The sequence below is a fragment of the Streptomyces sp. NPDC057565 genome, assembly GCF_042801455.1.
Lineage (GTDB): Bacteria > Actinomycetota > Actinomycetes > Streptomycetales > Streptomycetaceae > Streptomyces > Streptomyces yanii.
Window position 1 is genome coordinate 124,154 of sequence record NZ_JBHVFU010000008.1, and the last position, 21,770, is coordinate 145,923.

At 70.1% G+C, this 21,770-nt stretch carries 18 protein-coding genes; 11 read left to right on the plus strand and 7 right to left on the minus strand.

What is annotated here, in order from left to right; all coding sequences use genetic code 11:
• Positions 1-3 precede the first annotated feature (3 nt).
• From ACFU8W_RS18540 to ACFU8W_RS18555, 4 genes are read right to left on the minus strand one after another with little or no spacing between them, the layout of a single operon-like run.
• Positions 4-864 (minus strand): 2Fe-2S iron-sulfur cluster-binding protein, encoded by an 861-nt coding sequence (locus ACFU8W_RS18540; protein WP_384038092.1) that lies wholly within the window; start codon positions 862-864, stop codon positions 4-6.
• Complete coding sequence (locus ACFU8W_RS18545) at positions 861-2,819, minus strand: NAD(P)H-dependent oxidoreductase subunit E (protein WP_384038095.1); 1,959 nt, start codon at positions 2,817-2,819, stop codon at positions 861-863. Before ACFU8W_RS18545 ends, ACFU8W_RS18540 begins: the two co-directional genes overlap by 4 nt.
• Positions 2,810-4,747 (minus strand): molybdopterin oxidoreductase family protein, encoded by a 1,938-nt coding sequence (locus ACFU8W_RS18550; protein WP_384038097.1) that lies wholly within the window; start codon positions 4,745-4,747, stop codon positions 2,810-2,812. Before ACFU8W_RS18550 ends, ACFU8W_RS18545 begins: the two co-directional genes overlap by 10 nt.
• A complete protein-coding gene (locus ACFU8W_RS18555) occupies positions 4,744-5,781 on the minus strand; it encodes a 2-dehydropantoate 2-reductase (RefSeq protein WP_384038419.1) in 1,038 nt (345 codons plus the stop codon). The genes ACFU8W_RS18550 and ACFU8W_RS18555 overlap by 4 nt, the downstream gene beginning before the upstream one ends.
• A 174-nt stretch (positions 5,782-5,955) precedes the next feature.
• On the opposite strand from ACFU8W_RS18555, the gene ACFU8W_RS18560 reads away from it, so the two are divergent.
• Positions 5,956-6,912, plus strand: a complete 957-nt coding sequence (locus tag ACFU8W_RS18560) for a beta-ketoacyl-ACP synthase III (RefSeq protein WP_384038100.1) — start codon at positions 5,956-5,958, stop codon at positions 6,910-6,912.
• Between the two features lie 64 nt (positions 6,913-6,976).
• Entirely contained in the window at positions 6,977-7,654 is a 678-nt protein-coding gene (locus ACFU8W_RS18565) for a GntR family transcriptional regulator (RefSeq protein WP_345511193.1), read from the plus strand.
• Positions 7,655-7,895: 241 nt separating this feature from the next.
• Here the strand turns inward: ACFU8W_RS18565 and ACFU8W_RS18570 are convergent, their stop codons facing one another.
• The 3 genes from ACFU8W_RS18570 to ACFU8W_RS18580 are packed head-to-tail and all read right to left on the minus strand — an operon-like array spanning position 7,896 to position 12,051.
• Positions 7,896-8,579 (minus strand): response regulator, encoded by a 684-nt coding sequence (locus tag ACFU8W_RS18570; protein ID WP_384038103.1) that lies wholly within the window; start codon positions 8,577-8,579, stop codon positions 7,896-7,898.
• Positions 8,576-9,814, minus strand: coding sequence for a sensor histidine kinase (locus tag ACFU8W_RS18575; protein ID WP_384038106.1), 1,239 nt, complete (start codon positions 9,812-9,814; stop codon positions 8,576-8,578). The genes ACFU8W_RS18570 and ACFU8W_RS18575 overlap by 4 nt, the downstream gene beginning before the upstream one ends.
• A gap of 26 nt (positions 9,815-9,840) precedes the next feature.
• A complete protein-coding gene (locus tag ACFU8W_RS18580; RefSeq protein ID WP_384038109.1) occupies positions 9,841-12,051 on the minus strand; it encodes an MMPL family transporter in 2,211 nt (736 codons plus the stop codon).
• Positions 12,052-12,308: 257 nt separating this feature from the next.
• On the opposite strand from ACFU8W_RS18580, the gene ACFU8W_RS18585 reads away from it, so the two are divergent.
• The 9 genes from ACFU8W_RS18585 (at position 12,309) to ACFU8W_RS18625 (ending at position 21,740) form a co-directional block, all read left to right on the plus strand.
• On the plus strand, positions 12,309-13,094 hold the full coding sequence (locus tag ACFU8W_RS18585) for a DeoR/GlpR family DNA-binding transcription regulator (protein ID WP_384038112.1): 786 nt from the start codon (positions 12,309-12,311) through the stop codon (positions 13,092-13,094).
• A 26-nt stretch (positions 13,095-13,120) separates the two neighbouring features.
• Positions 13,121-13,498, plus strand: coding sequence for a DUF4406 domain-containing protein (locus ACFU8W_RS18590; RefSeq protein WP_384038115.1), 378 nt, complete (start codon positions 13,121-13,123; stop codon positions 13,496-13,498).
• Complete coding sequence (locus tag ACFU8W_RS18595; protein WP_384038118.1) at positions 13,495-14,154, plus strand: NUDIX domain-containing protein; 660 nt, start codon at positions 13,495-13,497, stop codon at positions 14,152-14,154. Before ACFU8W_RS18590 ends, ACFU8W_RS18595 begins: the two co-directional genes overlap by 4 nt.
• Positions 14,155-14,359: 205 nt before the next feature.
• A complete protein-coding gene (locus tag ACFU8W_RS18600; protein ID WP_345511472.1) occupies positions 14,360-15,541 on the plus strand; it encodes an ROK family transcriptional regulator in 1,182 nt (393 codons plus the stop codon).
• A gap of 120 nt (positions 15,542-15,661) precedes the next feature.
• On the plus strand, positions 15,662-17,188 hold the full coding sequence (locus ACFU8W_RS18605; protein ID WP_345511182.1) for a sugar ABC transporter ATP-binding protein: 1,527 nt from the start codon (positions 15,662-15,664) through the stop codon (positions 17,186-17,188).
• Positions 17,185-18,234 (plus strand): ABC transporter permease, encoded by a 1,050-nt coding sequence (locus ACFU8W_RS18610; protein ID WP_384038122.1) that lies wholly within the window; start codon positions 17,185-17,187, stop codon positions 18,232-18,234. The genes ACFU8W_RS18605 and ACFU8W_RS18610 overlap by 4 nt, the downstream gene beginning before the upstream one ends.
• A 151-nt stretch (positions 18,235-18,385) precedes the next feature.
• Complete coding sequence (locus tag ACFU8W_RS18615) at positions 18,386-19,423, plus strand: substrate-binding domain-containing protein (RefSeq protein WP_266979429.1); 1,038 nt, start codon at positions 18,386-18,388, stop codon at positions 19,421-19,423.
• 70 nt (positions 19,424-19,493) lie between these two features.
• The gene (locus tag ACFU8W_RS18620) at positions 19,494-20,723 is read left to right on the plus strand and encodes a Gfo/Idh/MocA family protein (RefSeq protein WP_384038125.1); all 1,230 of its coding nucleotides are present in this window, start codon (positions 19,494-19,496) and stop codon (positions 20,721-20,723) included.
• 12 nt (positions 20,724-20,735) lie between these two features.
• Positions 20,736-21,740, plus strand: a complete 1,005-nt coding sequence (locus tag ACFU8W_RS18625; protein WP_384038128.1) for a sugar phosphate isomerase/epimerase family protein — start codon at positions 20,736-20,738, stop codon at positions 21,738-21,740.
• Positions 21,741-21,770 lie beyond the last annotated feature (30 nt).

Sequence of the window (21,770 nt, forward strand, 5' to 3'; positions counted from 1 at the left end):
CGGTTAAACCCGATTCTGTACGTGTTGGAAGCCGAAGCGGCCCTTGATGCAGAGGTTGCCGTGGGTCACCGGGTTGTCGTGCGGAGAGGTGACCTTGACGATCTCATTGTCCTGCACATGGAGTGTGACGTTGCAGCCGACACCGCAGTAGGCGCAGACGGTGGTCGTTTCCGTCTGGGCCGGCTCGTCCCAGGTCCCGGCGGCCCGCATGTCGAATTCGGTCTTGAAGGAGAGCGCCCCGGTGGGGCACACCTCGATGCAGTTGCCGCAGTAGACACACGCCGATTCGGTGAGCGGCGCGTCGTGCTCGGTGGAGATCCGAGCGTCGAAGCCACGGCCCGCGACCGCGATCGCGAACGTGTTCTGCCACTGTTCGCCGCACGCGTCGACGCACTTGTAGCAGAGGATGCATTTGTCGTAGTCGCGGACGTAGAGGTCGTTGTCGACCTTCGGCTCCTCGTTGACCCGGGCCGCGTTCGCGCCGAAGCGGTCCGGCTTCGCCTCGTACTCCTTGATCCATTCGGCGGCCCGCGGGGTCGTCGACAGATCCGTGGACGAGGCGAGCAGTTCCAGGACGACCTTCCGGCTGTGCCGGGCGCGTTCGGTGTCCGTGCGCACCGCCATGCCCGGCTCCGCGCGCCGGGAGCACGCCGGGGCGAGGGTGCGGGCCCCCTCGACCTCGACGACACAGACCCGGCAGGCGTTCTTCGGAGTGAGTGTGTCGCCCTGGCACAGCGTCGGGACGTCCTTGCCCGCGGCCCGGCAGGCGTCCAGGATCGTCGATCCCTCCGGGACCCGGGTCTCCCGCCCGTCGAGGGTGAACTCGATCAGCCGGCGCGGCAGCTGCAAAGGAACAGCGGTCATCTGTAGACCCCCAGACGGTCGATGGCGGATTCCACGGCGTTCCACGCGGTCTGCCCCAGACCGCAGATCGAGGCGTCCCGCATGGCCCGACCCACCTCTCTGAGCAGCGCGATGTCATCGGCGGCGGCAGCGCCCGTACGGTCCTTGATGCGGTGCAGCGCCTCCTCCTGGCGGACGGTTCCGACGCGGCAGGGGACGCACTGGCCGCAGGACTCGTCGCGGAAGAACTCGGCGATCCGCAGGAGGATGCGCGGCAGTTCGACCGAGTCGTCGAGGACCAGCACCACCCCGGAGCCGAGCGTCGTGCCGGCCGCGCGTGTCCCCTCGAAGGTGAGGGGGATGTCGAGCTCGTCGGGGCGTACGAAGCCACCCGCCGCGCCGCCGAGCAGCACGGCCCGCACACGGTCCGGGGGCCCGGCCAGTTCGAGGAGTTCGCGCAGCGTCGCGCCGAACGGCAGCTCGTAGATCCCGGGCCGCGCCACCTGCCCCGACACGCAGAACAGCTTGGTGCCGGTGGACGAGCCGGTGCCGGTCGCGGCGTAGGCGGCCGCGCCGTGCTCCAGGATCGGCAGCACGTTGAGGAGCGTCTCGACGTTGTTGACGGCGGTCGGCTTGCCGAAGAGACCCTTCTCGACGGGGAACGGCGGCTTGGAGCGGGGTTCGCCGCGCTGCCCCTCGATCGAGTTGAAGATCGCGGTCTCCTCGCCGCAGATGTACGCGCCCGCGCCGCGGCGGATCTCGATGTCGAAGGCGTAACCCTGGCCCAGGACGTCCGGACCGAGCAGCCCACGGGTGCGTGCCTGGTTCAGGGCGTGGCTCAGGCGTTCGTACGCGCGTGGGTACTCGCCGCGCAGGTAGAGGTAGCCGTGGTGGGCGCCGATCGCGAACCCGGCGATCGTCATGGCCTCGACCAGGGCGTACGGGTCGCCCTCCATCAGCACCCGGTCCTTGAAGGTGCCGGGTTCGCTCTCGTCCGCGTTGCAGACCAGGTAATGCGGGGTGTCCGGCTGCTGGGCGGTGGCCTGCCACTTGCGGCCGGTGGGGAACGCGGCTCCGCCGCGGCCGACGAGCCCGGCGTCCAGGACTTCCCGGGTCACGGCGGCCGGGCCGAGCGCGAAGGCCCGCCGGAGCGCGGTGTAGCCGCCGGTCGCCCGATACGCGTCGAGGGACGCCGGATCGACGGTCCCGATCCGGCGCAGCAGCACCAGCTCGGGGTCCCCGGCCTGAGGAGTGGCGGCCTGTGCCGGGGGTTCGGTGGGGGCTGTCGCGGGGGAGCGGGTCGCGGTGAGGAGGGCGGGGGCGGTGGCGGGGGCGATGACCGCTGCGCACCGGCGGGCGCCTGCGGCGGGCTCGTTCCCCACCTCGACCCCTCCCGTGACCAGCGGGCCCGGCCCCCCGGACCCCGGGTCCTCAAGTGCCGGACCGGCGGGGCGTGCCGGAGCATCCGGAGTTTCGCCCGCCTGCAGCAGGAGCGCCGCCGGGGCCCGTTCGCACAGGCCCAGACAGGGGCTCTCCTGCCAGACCGCGCCCTCCGTCGCCGTGCCCGCCGGACCGAAGGACTCGGTCAGGTCCGCGCAGAGCTCCGCCGAACCGCGCGCCGCGCACGCCAGGTCCGTGCAGACATGAAGGACCTTGGCGGGGCGGGGCCGCACGGAGAACATCGAGTAGAACGTCGCCACCCCGTATGCCTCCGCGGGCGGCACCGTCAGCCGTCGGCAGATGTAGTCGAGCGCACCCTCACTGATCCACCCCATGCGGTCGTTCACCGCGTGCAGCGCCGGAAGCAGCTGGTCGCGGCGGTCGCGGGCGGCCGAGGCGCCGCCCTTCGCCCAGCGCAGATCCTCGTCGGTGCGCTCGGCCCCTCCCTCCCAGCCCGACGGTGCGGGGCCCAGCACGCCGTCCACCGCGTCCCGTTCGGTCGCGCTCGGGACAGCCCCGGTGTATTTCAGGTCCATGCGGGCACCAGCTTCTCTATCCGTACGGCGGAGGCCTTGAACTCGGCGGTTCCGGCGATCGGGCAGTTCGCCTCGATCGTCAGCTGGTTGGTGTCGACCTCGTCCGGGAAGTGCATCGTCATGAAGGCGAGACCGGGGCGCAGCCCGGGATCGATCCACACAGGCGCGGTGACACTGCCGCGCCGGGACGACACCCGTACCTCCTCGCCCGTTGTCACACCGTACGACGCCGCGTCCTCCGGACAGAGCTCGATGTACTCGCCCCGCCGCAGCGGTGAGGCGTAACCACCGCTCTGTACACCGGTGTTGTACGAGTCGAGGCGCCGCCCGGTGGTCAACCGCAGCGGGTACTCCTCGTCGGTGAGGTCGACGGGCGGATCGTGCTCGACGAGTCCGAACGGGGCGGCGGGGCCACGCCGTACCGGGTCGGTTTCCCAGAGCCGGGCATGCAGGAAGCTCCGAGGGAGTTTCTCCGTGTCGGGGCACGGCCACTGGAGCCCCTGGTGCTCCTCCAACCGGTCGTATGTCATCCCGAAGTGGTCGGGGGAGAGGGAGCGCAGCTCGTTCCACACGGTTTCGGCGTCCGCGAACTTCCATGCGTGACCGAGGCGTTCGGCCATCGCGCAGATGATGTCGATGTCCTCGCGCGCCTCGCCCGGCGGCACCAGCGCGGCGCGGACCCGCTGGACCCGCCGTTCGCTGTTGGTCGTGGTGCCGTCCGTCTCCGCCCAGGCGGCAGTCGCGGGCAGAACGACATCGGCGAGCTCGGCGGTCTTCGTCAGAAAGATGTCCTGGACCACCAGATGGTCCAGCGTCCTCAGCCGCCGCACGGCCTGCTCGCTGTCGGCCTCGGACTGCGCCGGATTCTCCCCGATGCAGTACACGGCACGCAGTTCGCCGGTCTCCATCGACTCGAACATCTCGGTGAGCGTCTTGCCGTACCGGGGCTGGATGACGGTGTCCCAGGACCGCTCGAACTTCTGCCGCGACACAGGGTCGAGGATGTCCTGGAAGCCGGGCAGCTTGTTCGGGATGGCGCCCATGTCGCCGCCGCCCTGCACGTTGTTCTGCCCGCGCAGGGGCTGCACCCCGGAGCCGTAGCGCCCGACGTGCCCGGTGAGCAACGACAGATTGATCAGCGCGCGGACGTTGTCGGTGCCGTTGTGGTGTTCCGTGATGCCCAGCGTCCAGCACAACTGGGCCCGTTCGGCGGTGGCGTACGCATGCGCGAGGTCGCGGATCGCCTGGGCCGGGACACCGGTCACCTGCTCGGCGGCGCTCGGCGTCCAGGGTTCGACGAGCGCCGCGTACTCCTCGAAGCCGGTCGTTGCACGGTCGACGAACGCGCGGTTGACCAGTCCGGCATGGATGATCTCGCGGCCGATCGCATGGGCCAGCGGGATGTCCGTACCGACATTGAGACCGAGCCAGCTCTCCGCCCACTCGGCGGTCGAGGTGCGGCGCGGGTCGACGGCGTGCATCCGCGCACCGTTGCGGATGCCCTTCAGCACGTGCTGGAAGAAGATCGGGTGGGCGAAGCGGGCGTTGGAGCCCCACATCACGATGAAGTCGGTGTGTTCGACCTCTTCGTACGAGGAGGTGCCGCCGCCCGACCCGAACGCGGCGGAGAGCCCGGCGACGCTCGGGGCGTGGCAGGTCCGGTTGCAGGAGTCCACATTGTTGGTTCCCATGACCACCCGGGTGAACTTCTGCGCCACGTAGTTCATCTCATTGGTGGCGCGGGCGCAGGAGAGCATCGCGAAGGCGTCGGGACCGTACGCGTCGCGCGTCCGGCGGAAGCCGTCCGCCGCGCGTGCCAGTGCCTCGTCCCAACTCGCCTGTCGCAGAGTGCCGTTCGCGTCCCTCACGAGGGGATGCGTCAGACGCTCGTACTGCTTCTGCTGCCGCCGGCGGCGGTTGTCACTCATGGTGCGCTCCCTGCTGTGGCCGTGGTGGCCGAGGAGGTGGTGGCGAGGAGATCGGCGAGCGCGTGCACGGCGCGCAGCGTCGGAACGGGCACCCCAGCGAGATCGGCCAGTTCGACGACGGCCGCGAGCAGCACATCGAGTTCGAGTGGTTTGCCCTTCTCCAGGTCCTGGAGGGTGGAGGTCTTGTGGTCGCCGACGCGTTCGGCCCCCGCGATGCGCCGCTCCACGGAGATCTCGGGGCGGCAGCCGACAGCGGCCGCGACACCGAGGGTTTCGCGCATCATCGACCCGACAAGGGCCCGGGTGTCCGGATGGCGGCAGATCTGCCCCATGGTGGCCCGCGCGAGCGCACTGATCGGGTTGAAGGAGATGTTGCCGATCAGCTTGATCCAGATGTCGTTGCGCAGATCCGGTTCGACGGGGCATTTGAGTCCGCCCGCGACCATGGCCTCACTGAAGTCGTGGCAGCGCTGCGACACGGTCCGGTCCGGCTCGCCGATCGAGAACCGGGTGCCTTCGAGGTGGCGCACGACACCGGGTGCCTCGATCTCGGTGGCTGCGTACACGACGCACCCGATGGCGCGCTCGGGCGGCAGTGTGGCGCTGACCGTGCCCGCCGGGTCGACGCTGTCGATACGCCGTCCGGCGTGCGGCCCCGACAGGCCGTGGAAATACCACCAGGGGATGCCGTTCTGAGCGGCGATCAGGGCGGTGCGGTCGTGCAGCAGCGGATGGACCAGCGGGCCCGACGCCGCGTACGAGTTGGCTTTGAGCCCGAGGAACACATAGTCGACGGGCCCGACCTCCGACGGGTCGTCGGTGGCAGCCGGACGCGCGGTGAAGTCACCGCGCGGGCTGAGGACGCGGACGCCGTCCCGCCGCATCGCGGCCAGGTGCGGCCCGCGGGCGATGAGATGGACCTCGGCGCCGGCGCGGTGGAGCGCGGCCCCGACATAGGCGCCGATCGCACCGGCGCCGACAACTGCGACTTTCACGGGGCTCTCCGTTCGGGAAGGGACCGAGCGAGGGAACAGGAGACGATGTCAAGTCGACAGAATATTGTCTACAGTATGCGTTCAGGCGGGTCAAGGGTGTTGTCAAGCCTCCAAGCCTCGGCCGCTAATCCTGTGGGATCACGTGCCCCCGTACCGGACGGTAGCCACCAAGACTGGATAGTTCCTGCCATACGTAGCGAGGGGAACCTCTACATGACCGGCTCACGTGTCGTGGCGCTCGGCCACTATCAGCCCGCCAAGGTGCTCACCAATGACGACCTGGCGGCCATGGTCGACACCAGCGACGAGTGGATCACCAGTCGCGTCGGGATCAAGACCCGCCATGTGGGAGGCCCTGACGAGCCGGTCGACGAGATGGCCGCGCACGCGGCGGCCAAGGCGCTCGCCACGGCCGGCCTCGACCCCGCCGACATCGATCTGGTCCTCGTCGCGACCTCCACCGCGATCGACCGTTCGCCCAGCATGTCCGCGCGCGTGGCCGCCCGGCTCGGCATGGCTTCGCCCGCCGTCATGGACATCAATGTGGTCTGCTCCGGCTTCACCCACGCCCTCGCCACCGCCGACCATGCGATCCGGGCAGGCGCCGCGAACCGTGCGCTGGTGATCGGCGCCGACAAAATGGCCGACATCGCCGACTGGACCGACCGCTCCACCTGTGTCCTGCTCGGTGACGGTGCGGGCGCCGCGGTCGTGGTCGCGGACCCGCAGGCAGATGCGGAAGCCGCGCCCGGAATCGGCCCCGTGCTCTGGGGTTCGGTGCCGGAGATGGGCCGCGCGGTCCGGATCGAGGGGACGCCGCCGCGCTTCGCCCAGGAAGGGCAGTCCGTCTACCGCTGGGCCACCACCCAGTTGCCGCCCATCGCGCGCAAAGTGTGCGAAAAGGCAGGGGTCGCCCCCGAGGATCTCGCCGCGGTGGTACTGCATCAGGCCAATCTGCGGATCATCGAACCGGTCGCCAGGAAAATCGGTGCGGTCAACGCGGTCATCGCCCGGGATGTCGTGGATTCCGGCAATACGTCCGCCGCTTCGATCCCCATGGCCCTGTCGAAACTGGTGGAACGCGGCGAGGTCGACAGCGGCGCTCCGGCACTGCTTTTCGGGTTCGGCGGGAACCTCTCGTACGCGGGTCAGGTGATCCGCTGCCCCTGACCCCCATTGTGCTCGGTAGACTGTAGACGATAAGCAATTGCTCGTCGCCCGGAGGGGGACCGCGATGTTGTCCACAGGACTGCCGCAGGGAGCCGTGCCGAAGCTGGAGCGGCCCGGTCCGCTGCGCGAGCGCGTCTATGAGGCGCTGCTCGAACTGATCACCACGCGTGCGCTCCGTCCAGGCCAGCATCTGGTCGAGAGTGAGCTGGCGGGGCACCTCGGTGTGTCCCGGCAGCCGGTGCGCGAGGCATTGCAGCGGCTGAACACCGAGGGCTGGGTCGATCTGCGTCCCGCTCAGGGTGCGTTCGTCCATGAACCCACCGAGGAGGAGGCGGACCAGCTGCTCTCGGTCCGCACCCTGCTGGAGGCCGAGGCCGCCCGGCTGGCCGCGGCCAACTCCGGCTCGGCCGGCATTACCGCCCTCGAGGAGCTCTGCGCCCGGGGCGAGCAGGCCGTTGCCGACGACGACGTGGATCTCGCCGTTGCCACCAATGCCGCCTTCCATGCCAAGGTCATGGAGCTGGCGGGCAATGTGGTGCTCGCCGAGCTCGCCGGACAGGTCGACCGCCGGGTCCGCTGGTACTACACACCGGTGGCCCGCCAGCGCGGCACCCAGTCCTGGATCGAACACCGCTCGCTGATCGCGGCGATCTCCTCGCGGGACGAGCAGCGGGCCACCGAGATCATGCGGGCGCACACGGAGCACACGCGCAAGACGTACCACCAGCGCGAAGAGGGCTAGCGCGCGGCCGGACCAGCAGGACCGTTCGAACGGGTCGTCAAGGTCCGGACGGATCGCGGTCGTTACGGGCGAAGTCGTGACGGGTCGTCCAGGAAGGGTCGGGGCTCCGAGTCTCGGCCCTCCTCTGCGTTCCGCACCGGATCGCCGCCCTGCCCGTGGACCCGCCCCGGCTCGTCCGCTGGTCCGTACCCGGATGGCCCGAAGTGCGCGGGCGGAATGACAGTGGACGGCCCGTCGGCGTTCAGTGCGGTGGCGGCGGCGTGGGCTGTACGAGGCCGGACTGGTAGGCGATGACGACCAGTTGGGCGCGGTCCCGCGCGTGGAGCTTGGCCATGGCGCGCTGGACGTGGGTGCGCACGGTCAGTGGGCTGAGGACGAGCATGCCGGCGATCTCGGCGTTGGACTTCCCCTCGGCGGCCAGAGCCATCACCTCGCGCTCGCGGGCGGTGAGAACGGCGAGGCGTTCGGGCGGCACCAGGTGGCTGCCGGGTTCCGGTGTGGCGAGGAAGCGGGCGATGAGGGAGCGCGTGGCCAGCGGGGAGAGCAGGGAGTCGCCGGAGGCCACGGTACGGATGCCGGAGAGGAGTCCCTCCGCGTCCACGTCCTTGCCGAGAAAGCCGCTCGCGCCGGCGCGCAGTGCCCGGGCGACGTACTCGTCGGTCTCGAACGTGGTGAGGATGAGGACGCGGGTGCCGGACAGGTCCGGATCGGCGCAGAGCGCGGTGGTCGCGGCCAGGCCGTCGATGCCGGGCATGCGGATGTCCATGAGGACGAGGTCGGGACAGTGGGTGCGGGTGAGCTCGACCGCTTCCCTGCCGTCGGCGGCTTCGGCGACCACGTTCATGTCGTCACAGGAGTCGATCAGCATGCGGAAGGTCGCCCGGAGGAGGGCTTGGTCGTCGGCGAGCAGGACGCGGATGGTCATGCGATGAAGCCCTCTTCCGGGTTCCGGGGGTGCAGGGGCAGATGGGCGGTGACGTGGAAGCCGCCTTCGGACCGGTGGCCGGCGTACAGGTGACCGCCGACGGATTGGGCGCGTTCACGCATGCCGATGAGACCGAATCCGCCGTTCCGGGCCGCAGTGGTGCGGGCTGTGGCCTCTCCGTCGTCGGTGATCGTGACGGTGAGCCTGTCGCGGGTGTAGTCGAGCTGTACGTGCGCCGTGTGTGCGGTGGCGTGTTTGGTGACGTTGGTGAGTGCTTCCTGCACGATCCGGAACGCCGTCAGATCCACTGCCGGTGAGAGCCGCTGTTCCTCGCCCTCGGCGGTGACGGTGACGATGAGCCCGGCGGATGCGAACGAGTCGGTGAGTTCGGCGAGCTGCGCGAGGCCGGGGGCGGGTGCCAGCGCGTCGGTGTCGTCCGCCTGGCGCAGGAGGCCGACGGTGGCCTTGAGTTCTCGCAGCGCCGATGAGGTGGTGCCGACCAGGTCGGCAAGGATCGTCTGCGCCTGCTCGGGGTGGTTGCGCGCCAGGTGCGCGGCCGTACCGGCCTGGGCGTGGGCCAGCGTCAAGTGGTGGGCGACGGCATCGTGCAGTTCGCGGGCGATGCGCATGCGCTCGGCGTGTGCGGCACGCGCCTGTACGACCTCCAGATAGGCGCGACGCAGCTGGACGGCGCTGCCGAGCACTGCCGACAGCAGAATCCAGGCGGTGGGGTTGATCGTCCTGAGGATGAGCGGCTGGTCACCACGGGTGGCGAGCAGCGTGGTCGCCGTCAGCAGCGCGGCGATGGTGAGCGTGTAGGCGCGGGTGGTTGTCCGGTCGGCGCCGACGGCCAGCCGGTAGAGCGCCGCCATGACCGGTCCCAGCAGCAGGGGGGTGAGCAGGAATCCCGGCACGCCCGTGGCCACGGCGCAGGCCGCGGTCACCGCGACGACGGTGCGGGGGTGGCTGCGGTTCCACAGCAGGGCCGCGCAGCCGACGGCCGAGAACAGCACGGCGATCCACCACTCGGCCCGGATGGCGGGCTCCATGCCGCTGATCACGCTTCCCGGGACGGAGACGACGAACAGCAGCAGGGCCACAGCCGCGTCGACGCCGCGGGGATGGTCGTTCGCGTATCGCTGCCAGTCGGTCATCATCGAATTCTCCGGTCCGGTAGATCCATGGTGGGCGACGCGGGCGCCGAGCAGCCAACGAGGGCCGCCCGTGTTCTCCATGGGCGGCCCTGCGGTGGGTGCGGCGGTCAGACGCGGACCGACTCCCGGTCGGCCGCCGCGGCCTGCGCCGGGGCGGCGGCGGACCGCCGGCTGAGAGCCTCACCTTCCACGTCGACGCGGGGCAGCAGCTTGTCCAGCGGGCGGGGCAGCCACCACGCCGCCTTGCCGAGCAGGGCGAGCACGGCGGGGACGAACGCCATGCGGACGACGAACGCGTCGAACAGGACGGCCGTGGCCAGACCGAACCCGATCGTCTTGATCATGGATTCGCCGGCGCCGATGAACCCCGAGAAGACAGCCATCATGATGAGCGCGGCCGCCACCACGACGCGGGCGCTGTACCGGAAACCGGTGACGACCGCCTGGCCGGGCCGGTCTCCGTGGACGTACGCCTCCCGCATGCGGGCGACCAGGAAGACCTCGTAGTCCATGGCGAGACCGAAGACGATGCCCACCAGGAAGATCGGCATCAGGCTCATGATCGGGCCGGTCTGCTCCACGCCGAGGAGGCCGGCGCCCCAGCCCCACTGGAAGACCGCGACGACCGAGCCGAGAGCGGCCAGCACCGACAGGAGGAAGCCGAGGGCCGCCTTGATCGGTACGAGCACGGAGCGGAAGACCACCGTCAGGAGCAGGATGGCCAGACCCACCACGACCGCGAGGTAGGGAATCAGCGCGTCCTGGACCTTCTGGGCGACGTCGATGTTCATCGCTGTGGTGCCGGTGACCTCGAAGGTCACTCCGGTGGCGGACGTGACCGTGGGGCGTTCGGTGCGGATGGTGTGGACGAGGTCCTTGGTCTTCTCGGTGCTCGGCCCGGCGGCCGGGACGGCGGAGAATACCGCGGTGTCACCGGCGGGGTTGAACCGCGCCGGCGAGACGGAGACGACCCCTTCGGTGGCGCCGATCTTCTGCTCGATCGTCGTCACCGCGGCCTTCGGGTCGTCGGCACCCTTGGCGTCCACGACGATGGTCAGGGGCCCGTTGAAGCCGGGTCCGAAGCCGTCGGCGAGCGCGTCGTAGGCGCGGCGCTCCGTGGTCGAGGTGGGTTTGGCCTCGTCTCCGGGCATGCCCAGCTGCAGATCCATCACCGGCAGCGCCAGTGCCCCCAGACCCGCGACCGAGGCGAGGAGTACGGGGACGGGGCGGCGCAGGACGAACCGGGCCCAGCGGCTGCCTCCGTTGTGCTCGCCGCCTTCCTTGCTCCTCCCGCGTTTTCGGACGGAGCGCGACAGCACCGTACGCGGCCAGAAGCCGAGCAGGGCCGGGACCAGCGTCAGCGCGACGACGACGGAGATGACGACCGCCCCTGCGGCGGCGAGGCCCATCGTGGTCAGCATCGGGATACCGACCACCGAGAGCCCGGCCAGTGCGATGACGACGGTGAGCCCGGCGAAGACGACCGCCGACCCGGCGGTACCGGCCGCCAGACCTGCCGCCTCCTGGGGTACGTGTCCCTTGGCCCGCTCCTCCCGGTAGCGGGAGACGATGAACACGGCGTAGTCGATGCCGCACGCGAGGCCGAGCATCGTGGCCAGGGTGCCGGTCGTCGCGGACAGGCCCAGGGCACTGCCCAGGGCGAGAATCGACGCCATGCTGACACCGACGCCGATGATCGCGGTCAGCAGCGGCAGCCCGGCGGCGGCCAGTGAACCGAAGGTCATCAGCAACACCACGGCGGCGATGGCGATGCCAATCCCCTCGGCCCCTCCGCCCGCCGCCGGCCGGGTCGCCAGCGCGGTTCCGCCGACCTCGACGGTCAGGCCCGCGTCCCGGGCCTCCTGCAGGGCGTCCTCCAGCTTCTGCTTGCTCGCGTCGGTGAGGTCGTCGGCCTTCACCCTGTAGGTGACGGTCGCGTACGCCGTGGAGGCGTCCTTGCTCACCGAATGCGCCTGGAAGGGGCTCACCGCACCCGCGACCTGAGCCCCGTCGGCCGCCTCGACCACGGTCTTCTCGATGGCCGACCGGTTCCCGGCCGCGGTGACCTTCTGCCCGTCGGGAGCGACGAAGACGACCCGGGCGCTCGCCCCGTCGGCCATCGACCCGGGGAAGCGCTGCTCCATCAGGTCGAATGCCTTCTGGGACTCGATGCCGGGCATGGAGGACCCCTCGTCGGGGGCGGCGGGAGCTGTGACGGCGCTGAAGCCGACAGCACCCAGCACCGCCGCCCACAGCAGGGCGACGTACCAGCGTCGCCGGAAGGCCAGACGGCCCAGTCGATAGAGAAAAGCAGCCACGGGCAGGGGTCTCCACATCTGAATCTCGGATACCTCCCCAGGTTCTCCGGGCACGGCCCGTCCCGTCGTCGTGCGCCTGCTGACAATCCCGCTACTGAAATCGCAGTAGTTGTGCTCCGGCACGTCCCCGACGGGCATGACAGACCACTGCTCCTGCCACCCGCCGGTGCCCTCCTCCTGCACATCGAAGGACAGGTCCTGTCCGATATTCACACACGTTCATGTTCAAGCGAACATTGATGTGTTAGAAATGAGTCATGGGTGTCGCCAATCGTCTGGACCTGACCCTGCGACTGGTGCAGGGCTCCGACCGGGTTTCCGTGTCGGAGCTCTCCCATCGCCTGGGGGTCTCCGAAATGACTGTTCGAAGGGACCTGGACGCGCTGGAGCGACAGGGGCTGGTGCGCCGGGTGCACGGCGGCGCCGTCGCCACACGTTCGCGTGAGGAGGGGGCGGGCTTCGCGGCCCGTGAGCCGTGGCAGGCCGCGACGAAGGACCGCCTCGGTGCGGCCGTGGCCGCGATGGTCGAGCCGGGATCTCGTGTGCTGCTGGACGCGGGCACCACCACCGTGCACGTTGCGAAGCATCTGGTCGAACGCGCCCCGTTGACGGTCGCGGTGCTCAGTCTGCAGGCGGCGGTCTGCCTGGCGGACCGGCCCGGCATCGAGCTGCTGGTCGTCGGCGGCCGGTCCCGTTCCGGGGAGCAGTCGCTGGTCGGCCCGCTTGCCCTGCGCACACTTGAGGCCCTGGCCTTCGACTGCTTTGTGCTGTCCATCGGCGGTGTGCACGCCGAGTACGGGTGGTCGGAGTTCTCGCTGGACGACGCAGCCGTCAAACAGGCCGCCCTTACGCAGGCGGCGCGCACGATCGCCGTGGCGGACGCGACCAAGCTCGGGGTGCGCGCTTTCAGCCAGGTCGCCGCGCTGGGGGCGGTGGACGCCTTCGTCACCGACGCCGCGGCCCAGGATGCCGCCACGCACCCCAATGGTCCGCTGACCCTGACGGCCCTGCGCGATGCGGGCGTCAGCACGGCCCTGGCCTGAACTCCGTCCGCCATGAGGAGCGCATCATGACCGCTGTCCCACGACCGCTGATGATCCTGGTCGCCGGCCCGTACCGGTCGGGCACCGGGGACGATCCGGTCAAGCTCGACGCCCATGTGCGGGCGATGAACCAGGCCGCACTGGTGCTCTTTCGCTCCGGCCACCTGCCGGTCACCGGCGAGGCTCTCGCCCTTCCCTTGCTGGAGACCGCGGGAAGCGCCGGTCCTGGCGATGCGGCATTCCAGGAGATCTTCCACCCCATCGCCGAACTGCTGCTGGCGCGCTGCGACGCGGTGCTGCGCATCGGCGGTCCCTCGGACGGCGCGGACCGGATGGTCGCGAGGGCCCGGGATCAGGGGCTGGACGTCTACACCCGTATCGACGACATCCCATCCGCCCGGTGACGGCCGGCCTGGACACCCCCGACCGCCGCGGCCGTACCGGCCTGGACCGGCAGGGCCGCGACCTGACCGGCAACCCGCGGGTGCGAATCGAAGACGTGGAAGTGCTGTCCTGCGACTGGTACGTCCTGCGCCGGACGACCTTCGACTACCGGCACAGCGACGGCCACTGGAGCCGGGAGCAGCGGGAGACCTACGACCGGGGCGACGGCGCCACGATCTTGCTCTACAACACCGATCACCGCACTGTGCTGCTGACTCGCCAGTTCCGTCTGCCCGCCTATGTCAACGGGCACCCCGACGGCATGCTGATCGAGACCGCCGCCGGGCTCCTCGACGGCGACAGCCCCGAGGAAGCCATCCGCAGGGAAGCCGCCGAGGAGACCGGACACATCATCGGCACCCCCGAGCGCGTCTTCGAGGTGTACATGAGCCCCGGCTCGGTCACCGAACGCCTGCACTTCTTCGCTGCCCCCTACCGTCCGCAGGCCTCCGCCGCCGACGGGTACGGGATCGCGGCCGAGGGTGAGGACATTGCGACGGTGGAACTGCCCTTCGCGGAGGCGCTCGCGATGGTCCGCACCGGCGCCATCGCCGACGCCAAGACCATCATGCTGCTGCAGTGGGCGGCCCTGGACGGCCCGTACCGGCACTCCTGATTGCCCGCCCGGCCACGGCGCCGGCCTCGAAATGCCTCCGCGCCGACGGCAGATCCACGACTCGACCGCACGGCTTTGTCCTCAGTGTGGAGAAAGTTGTAGCGGATTCCTGCGCAACTTCTTCCCAGTACCGGCAACCGCTGCTACGTTCCATTCGAAAGCCCGACGGATGAGCCGATGTGGCGGGGAGGGGCGCGTGAGACGTATGACGGCACGACCCGCGAATGCGCATCAGGCGCGACTGCTCCGGCTGTTGCGCGACGGCGGGCCCAACTCCAGGGCACAGCTGGGGGATCAGGTCGATCTCTCCCGCTCCAAGCTCGCCGTCGAGGTGGACCGGCTGCTGGAGACCGGACTTGTCGTGGCCGACGGACTCGCCGCCTCGCGCGGCGGGCGTCGCTCGCACAACATCCGGCTCGCTCCCGCACTGCGTTTCCTCGGCGTCGACATCGGTGCCACATCGATCGATGTGGCTGTCACCAACGCGGAGTTGGAGGTTCTGGGTCACCTCAACCACCCCATGGACGTACGCGAAGGACCTGTCGCGATCTTCGAGCAGGTGCTGTCCATGGCGGCCAAGCTCCGGGCCTCCGGGCTCGCCGAAGGCTTCGACGGCGTGGGCATCGGCGTACCAGGTCCGGTCCGCTTCCCCGAAGGCGTACCTGTCGCACCTCCGATCATGCCCGGCTGGGACGGCTTCCCGGTCCGCGAGGCGCTCAGCCAGGAACTGGGCTGCCCCGTCATGGTCGACAACGACGTGAACCTGATGGCGATGGGGGAACAGCACGCGGGCGTCGCACGCTCCGTGGGCGACTTCCTCTGCGTCAAGATCGGTACCGGTATCGGCTGCGGCATCGTCGTCGGCGGCGACGTCTACCGCGGTACGACGGGCAGCGCCGGCGACATCGGCCACATCCAGGTCGAACCCGACGGTCGCGCCTGTGCCTGCGGCAACCGGGGCTGCCTGGAAGCCCACTTCAGCGGCGCCGCGCTGGCCCGCGACGCCGAGGACGCGGCGCGCGCGGGACAGTCGCAGGAACTCGCCGCCCGGCTGGAGGCGGCCGGGAAACTCACCGCAGTCGATGTGGCCGCCGCCGCGGCCGCCGGCGACGCCACCTCGCTCGACCTGATCCGCGAGGGCGGCAACCGGGTCGGCCAGGTCATCGCCGGACTCGTCAGCTTCTTCAACCCAGGGCTGGTGGTGATCGGCGGCGGTGTGACCGGCCTCGGCCACACGCTCCTCGCCAGCGTCCGTACCCAGGTCTACCGGCAGTCCCTGCCGCTGGCCACCGGCAATCTTCCCATCGTGCTGGGGGAGTTGGGGCCGGCCGCCGGAGTGATCGGCGCCGCCCGGCTCATCAGCGACCACCTGTTCTCACCGGCCTGATCCTCGACCGGTACGCACCACCGAACCGTTCCCGCCTCATCCGGCCGGGGTCCGGGGGACGCCCCCGGAACAGCACCGCCCTGCCCGCTCACCGGCCCGCACCCGCCGAGGGGATTTGTCATGGCACCAGAACCACCCCTGCTCACCATGTCCGGCATCACCAAGTCGTTCCCCGGTGTGCGCGCCCTCGACGGCGTGGACCTGGAGGTCCAGGCCGGTGAAGTCCACTGTCTGCTCGGGCAGAACGGCGCCGGCAAGTCCACCCTCATCAAGGTGCTCGCCGGGGCCCACCAGCCCGACGGCGGCGAGATCACCTGGCGCGGCGCACCCGTCTCGCTCAAGTCGCCGATCGCCGCCATGCGTCTCGGCATCGCCACCATCTACCAGGAACTCGACCTGGTCGAGGGCCTCTCGGTCGCCGAGAACATCTTCCTCGGCCACGAACCCACCACCGCCCGCTTCGTCGTCCGCACCCGCGAAGGACGCACGGCCGCCGCCGCACTGCTGAAGCGCCTCGGCCACCCCGAGATCGATCCCGCCCGTCCCGTCGGCGCGCTCTCCGCGGCCCAGCAGCAGATCGTCTCCATGGCGCGGGCGCTCTCCCACGACGTGCGGCTCATCGTCATGGACGAGCCGTCCGCCGCCCTCGACCCCGACGAGGTCGCCAACCTCTTCCGTATCGTTGCCGGACTCACCGCCGAGGGGGTCGCCGTCGTCTACATCTCCCACCGCCTGGAGGAGATCCGCCGGATCGGCGACCGGGTGACCGTGCTCAAGGACGGGCGGGCCGTCGCCGTCGGGCTGCCCGCCGAGTCCACCCCCACGCGCGACATCGTCGCGATGATGACCGGCCGCAATGTCGAGTACGTCTTCCCGCAGCGCCCCGAGGCTCCCGCGGAGGACGTCCGGCAGGACCCCGTGCTCACCGTCGAAGGACTTGCGAGGGCAGGCGAGTTCGCCCCCATCGACCTGCAACTGCGGCCCGGCGAGATCGTCGGGCTCGCCGGACTCGTCGGATCCGGGCGCTCCGAGATCCTGGAGACGATCTACGGAGCCCGCAGGCCGAGCGCGGGCCGGGTCCTCGTCGGCGGGAGGCCGCTGCGCCCCGGCAGCGTCCGCGCCGCCGTCGCCGCGGGCATCGGTCTCGCCCCCGAGGAACGCAAGGCGCAGGCCCTGCTGATGCTCGAATCCGTCACCCGTAATGTCTCCGTCTCCTCCATGTCCCGTTTTTCCCGGGCCGGTTGGCTCGACCGCGGAGCCGAACACCGGGCGGCCCGCGCCGCCACCCGCGAACTCTCGCTGCGCCCGGACAACCCGGACACCCCCGTCCGCACCCTCTCCGGCGGCAACCAGCAGAAGGCCGTCCTGGCCCGCTGGCTGCTGCGCGGCTGCCGGGTGCTGCTGCTCGACGAACCGACCCGCGGTGTCGACGTCGGCGCCCGCGCCGAGCTCTATGCCGTGATCCGCCGGCTGGCCGACGAAGGCCTCGCCGTTCTGCTGGTCTCCAGCGAAGTGCCCGAAGTGCTGGGCCTCGCCGACCGGGTGCTGGTGCTCCGCGAGGGCCGCGTCGTGCATACGGCGGACGCCCGGGAGCTCGACGAGCACCGCGTACTCGACCTCGTGATGGAAGGAAGCCCGACGTCATGACTCAGCCCGTCTCCTCGGCGCAGCACGGTGGGCCGGACAAGGCGGCCCCGCCCGCCCCCGCCGCGTTGCCGCCCTCGAAGGGCGGCGGACTGCGCGCCCTCGGGGTGCGCGTGGACGTCCGTAACCTGTCGCTGCTCGGCGTCCTCGCCGTACTGATCGCCGTCGGCGGGTTCACCGAGCCCGACGCCTTCCTGGACACCGGGAACCTGCAGCTGATCCTGACCCAGTCGTCCGTCATCGGCGTCGTCACCGTCGGCATGACGTTCGTCATCACCAGCGGCGGCATCGATCTCTCGGTGGGCGCGATGGTGGCGCTCGCCTCGGTCTGGGCGACCACGCTCGCCACCCAGGAGTACGGCTTCGCGGGGATCCTCTTCACCGCCGTGCTCGTCGGCCTGGGTGCCGGACTCGTCAACGGGCTGCTGATCGCGTACGGGAGGTTGGTGCCGTTCATCGCGACGCTGGCCATGCTCGCCTCGGCCCGCGGTCTCGCCCTGCAGATCACCGACGGCAAGACACAGATCGTTACCGTCCAGTCGGTCCTCGACCTGGGGCTGCCCGACTCGTACGTCCTCGGCATCCCGCCGTTGGTCGTGGTCTTCGCCGCGGTCACCGTCATCGGCTGGCTGGTGCTGAACCGGACGACGTTCGGACGCCGCACGGTCGCGGTCGGCGGCAACGCGGAAGCGGCCCGCCTCGCGGGGATCGACGTACGGCGGCAGCGGCTCTACCTGTATCTGCTGTCCGGTCTCTGCTGCGGCATCGCCGCCTTCATGCTGATCATCCTGTCCGGCTCGGGACAGAACACCAACGGCAACCTGTACGAGCTCGACGCCATCGCCGCGGCGATCATCGGCGGCACCCTGCTCAGCGGCGGACGCGGCACAATCGTCGGCTCCGTCCTCGGTGTCCTCGTCTTCACCACCATCACCAATATCTTCGCGCTCAACAATCTGCAGAGCGATGTCCAGCAGATCGCCAAGGGCGCGATCATCGTTGCCGCCGTCCTGGTCCAGCGCCGCACCTCGGCCCACGGGGAGACCTAAGGGTGTCCAGCGGATCACGGCCGGGGCCGCGCCCCGTCCGACCCTGATCCGCCTGACACCCCCGGCCCTCGGGCCCTCCCCACTCCACCCCACCCCATCTCACCCGCAGTTCCGCATGCCACCCACGCACCGGATGAAGGGTTCCACAGCCATGCCAGAAACCAGCCGCAGAGGACTGCTCTTCGGCACCGCGGCCGTCTCCGCGGGCGCTCTCCTCACTGCCTGCACCAGCAATGAACCGAAGAAGTCGCAGACCGCGCAGAGCAATCAGCCGGCCGCGGACGACAAGCCCGGGAAGCCCGTCACCATCGGCTTCGCCGGACCCCAGGCCGACCACGGATGGCTCAACGCCATCAACGAGAACGCCAAGTCGCGGGCGGAGAAGTACTCCGAGGTGACCCTGGAGATCACCGAGGGCTCCAACGACACCGCCGCCCAGATCGGCCAGGTCAAGACCCTCATCAACAAGAAGGTCGACGTCCTCGTCATTCTCCCCGCCGACGGCAAGGCGCTCACCCAGGTCGGTCTGGAGGCGATGAAGGCGGGCATCCCCGTCATCAACCTGGACCGCATCTTCGCCTCACCACAGGCCTACCGCTGCTGGGTCGGCGGCGACAACTACGGCATGGGACTCAATGCCGGCACCTACATCGGCGAACAGCTCAAGGACAAGCCGAACGCCAAGGTGGTCGAGCTCGCGGGCATCGACAACCTGGAGCTCACCAAGCAGCGCAGCCAGGGCTTCGCGGACGCCCTCAAGAACTACTCCAACATCAAGCTGGTGGCCCGTCAGGCCGCCGAGTTCACCGTCGAGTCGGGCCAGGCGAAGATGGCTCAACTCCTGCAGGCGCAGAAGAAGTTCGATGCCCTGTGGAACCATGACGACGACCAGGGAGTCGGCGCGCTGCGCGCCATTCAGCAGGCGGGCAGGGACGAGTTCCTGATGGTCGGAGGCGCGGGCGCGAAGTCCGCGATGGACGCCATCAAGGCCGACAACAGCGTCCTGAAGGCCACGGTTCTCTACCCGCCGACGATGGCCGCGTCCGCCATCGACCTGGCGCGTGCCCTGGGGCAGGGCAAGGGCATCGGCGGGCTCTCCGAACTGGAGATCCCGACCAGCCTCACCCTTTACTCGGCCGTTGTCACCAAGGACAACATCGACCAGTACCTGCCTACGGGCTTCAGCTGATCCGCCGTCCAGGAGGGTGCTGACCCTCCTGCCGTGCGCCCACCGAACGACCGACGAGGAGGAAGCCCGTATGGCCCGTAGGGAAGAGACGGAGCAGGAGGCCGCAGCGCCGCCGACGACCGTGCCGAAGGCGACGCTCGGGGTCGGCATGGTCGGATACGCGTTCATGGGCGCCGCCCACTCACAGGGGTGGCGCACCGCCGGACACGTCTTCGACCTGCCGATGCAGCCGGCTCTCGCCGCGATCTGCGGACGCGACCTCACGGCGGTCTCCGCCGCCGCCGAACGGCACGGCTGGGCGGCGGCGGAGACCGACTGGCGCGCCCTGATCGCCCGGGACGACGTCCAGCTCGTCGACATCTGCACGCCCGGCGACAGCCATGCGGAGATCGCCATCGCCGCCCTGGAGGCCGGCAAGCACGTGCTGTGCGAGAAGCCGCTCGCCAACACGGTTGCCGAGGCGGAGGCCATGACGGAGGCCGCGGAACGGGCCAGGGCCCGCGGCCAGGTGGCGATGGTCGGCTTCAACTACCGCAAGGTGCCCGCGATCGCGTACGCACGGACGCTGATCGCCGACGGGAGGATCGGCGCCCTGCGGCACGTACGGGCCACCTACCTCCAGGACTGGCTGGTCGACCCCGAGTCGCCGCTCACCTGGCGGCTCAAGCGCGAGCACGCGGGATCGGGCGCGCTCGGCGACCTCGGGGCGCACATCGTCGACCTCGCCCAGTATCTGGCGGGAGAGCTCCTGGTGGGGGTGTCGGCGGTCGCCGAGACCTTCGTACGGGAACGACCGCTGCTCACCGGAGCGTCGGCCGGGCTCTCGGGCACCGCGGACAGCGGGGCACGCGGGGCGGTCACCGTCGACGACGCCGCCCTGTTCACCGGCAAGCTCGCCTCCGGAGCACTGGCCTCGTTCGAGGCGACCCGGATGGCGGCGGGCCGCAAGAACGCGCTGCGGCTGGAGATCAACGGCGAGCGGGGCTCGCTCGCCTTCGATCTGGAACGCCTCAACGAACTGTCCTTCCACGACCACACCGAACAGGCCACCACTGCCGGGTTCCGCCGCATCCTCGTCACCGAGCCCGAGCATCCGTACCTGGAGGCGTGGTGGCCGCCGGGCCACGCACTCGGCTACGAGCACACCTTCATCCACCAGGCCCGCGACCTGGTTCTGACGATCGCCGAAGGGGCGGACCCCGTACCGTCGTTCGCCGACGGACTTCAGGTGCAGCGGGTACTCGCGGCGGTGGAGGAAAGCGCAGAGAAGAGCTCCGTACACACCCTCGTGCAGTCCTAGGAGGTTCCGCGCATGCCCCGTCCTTTCACGCTCTTCACCGGTCAGTGGGCCGACCTGCCGCTGGAGGAGGTCTGCCGGCTCGCCCGGGACTTCGGTTACGACGGGCTCGAACTCGCCTGCTGGGGCGATCACTTCGAGGTCGACAAGGCACTCGCCGACCCCGGTTATCTCGACGGGCGGCGGCAGCTGCTCGACAAGTACGGTCTGAAGTGCTGGGCGATCTCCAACCACCTCGTCGGCCAGGCGGTCTGCGACAACCCGATCGACGAACGTCACCAGGGCATCCTGCCCGCCCGGATCTGGGGCGACGGCGAGCCCGAAGGGGTCCGGCAGCGGGCCGCCGAGGAGATCAAGAACACCGCCCGCGCGGCCGCCGCCTTCGGGGTCCGTACCGTCATCGGCTTCACCGGCTCGTCGATCTGGCACCTGGTGGCGATGTTCCCGCCAGTGCCGCCGCGGATGATCGAGCGCGGTTACGAGGATTTCGCCGAGCGCTGGAACCCGATCCTCGACGTGTTCGACGCGGAGGGCGTGCGGTTCGCCCACGAGGTGCACCCCAGCGAGATCGCGTACGACTACTGGACCACGCACCGGGCCCTGGAGGCCGTCGACCACCGGGCCGCGTTCGGGCTGAACTTCGACCCGAGCCATTTCGTCTGGCAGGACCTCGATCCGGTCGGCTTCCTCTACGACTTCCGGGACCGGATCTACCACGTGGACTGCAAGGAGGCCCGCAAGCGTCTCGACGGGCGCAACGGCCGTCTCGGCTCGCACCTTCCCTGGGGCGATCCGCGGCGCGGCTGGGACTTCGTCTCCGCCGGGCACGGTGACGTGCCGTGGGAGGACGTGTTCCGGATGCTCCGCTCGATCGACTACGAAGGCCCGGTCTCGGTGGAGTGGGAGGATGCCGGGATGGACCGGCTGGCGGGCGCACCGGAAGCACTTGCCACGCTGAAGCGGTACGACTTCGACCCACCGGCTGCGTCGTTCGACGCGGCATTCGGGGGCGGCGACTGACGGTTCCTCGCGGGGGCTCCGCCCCCGGAC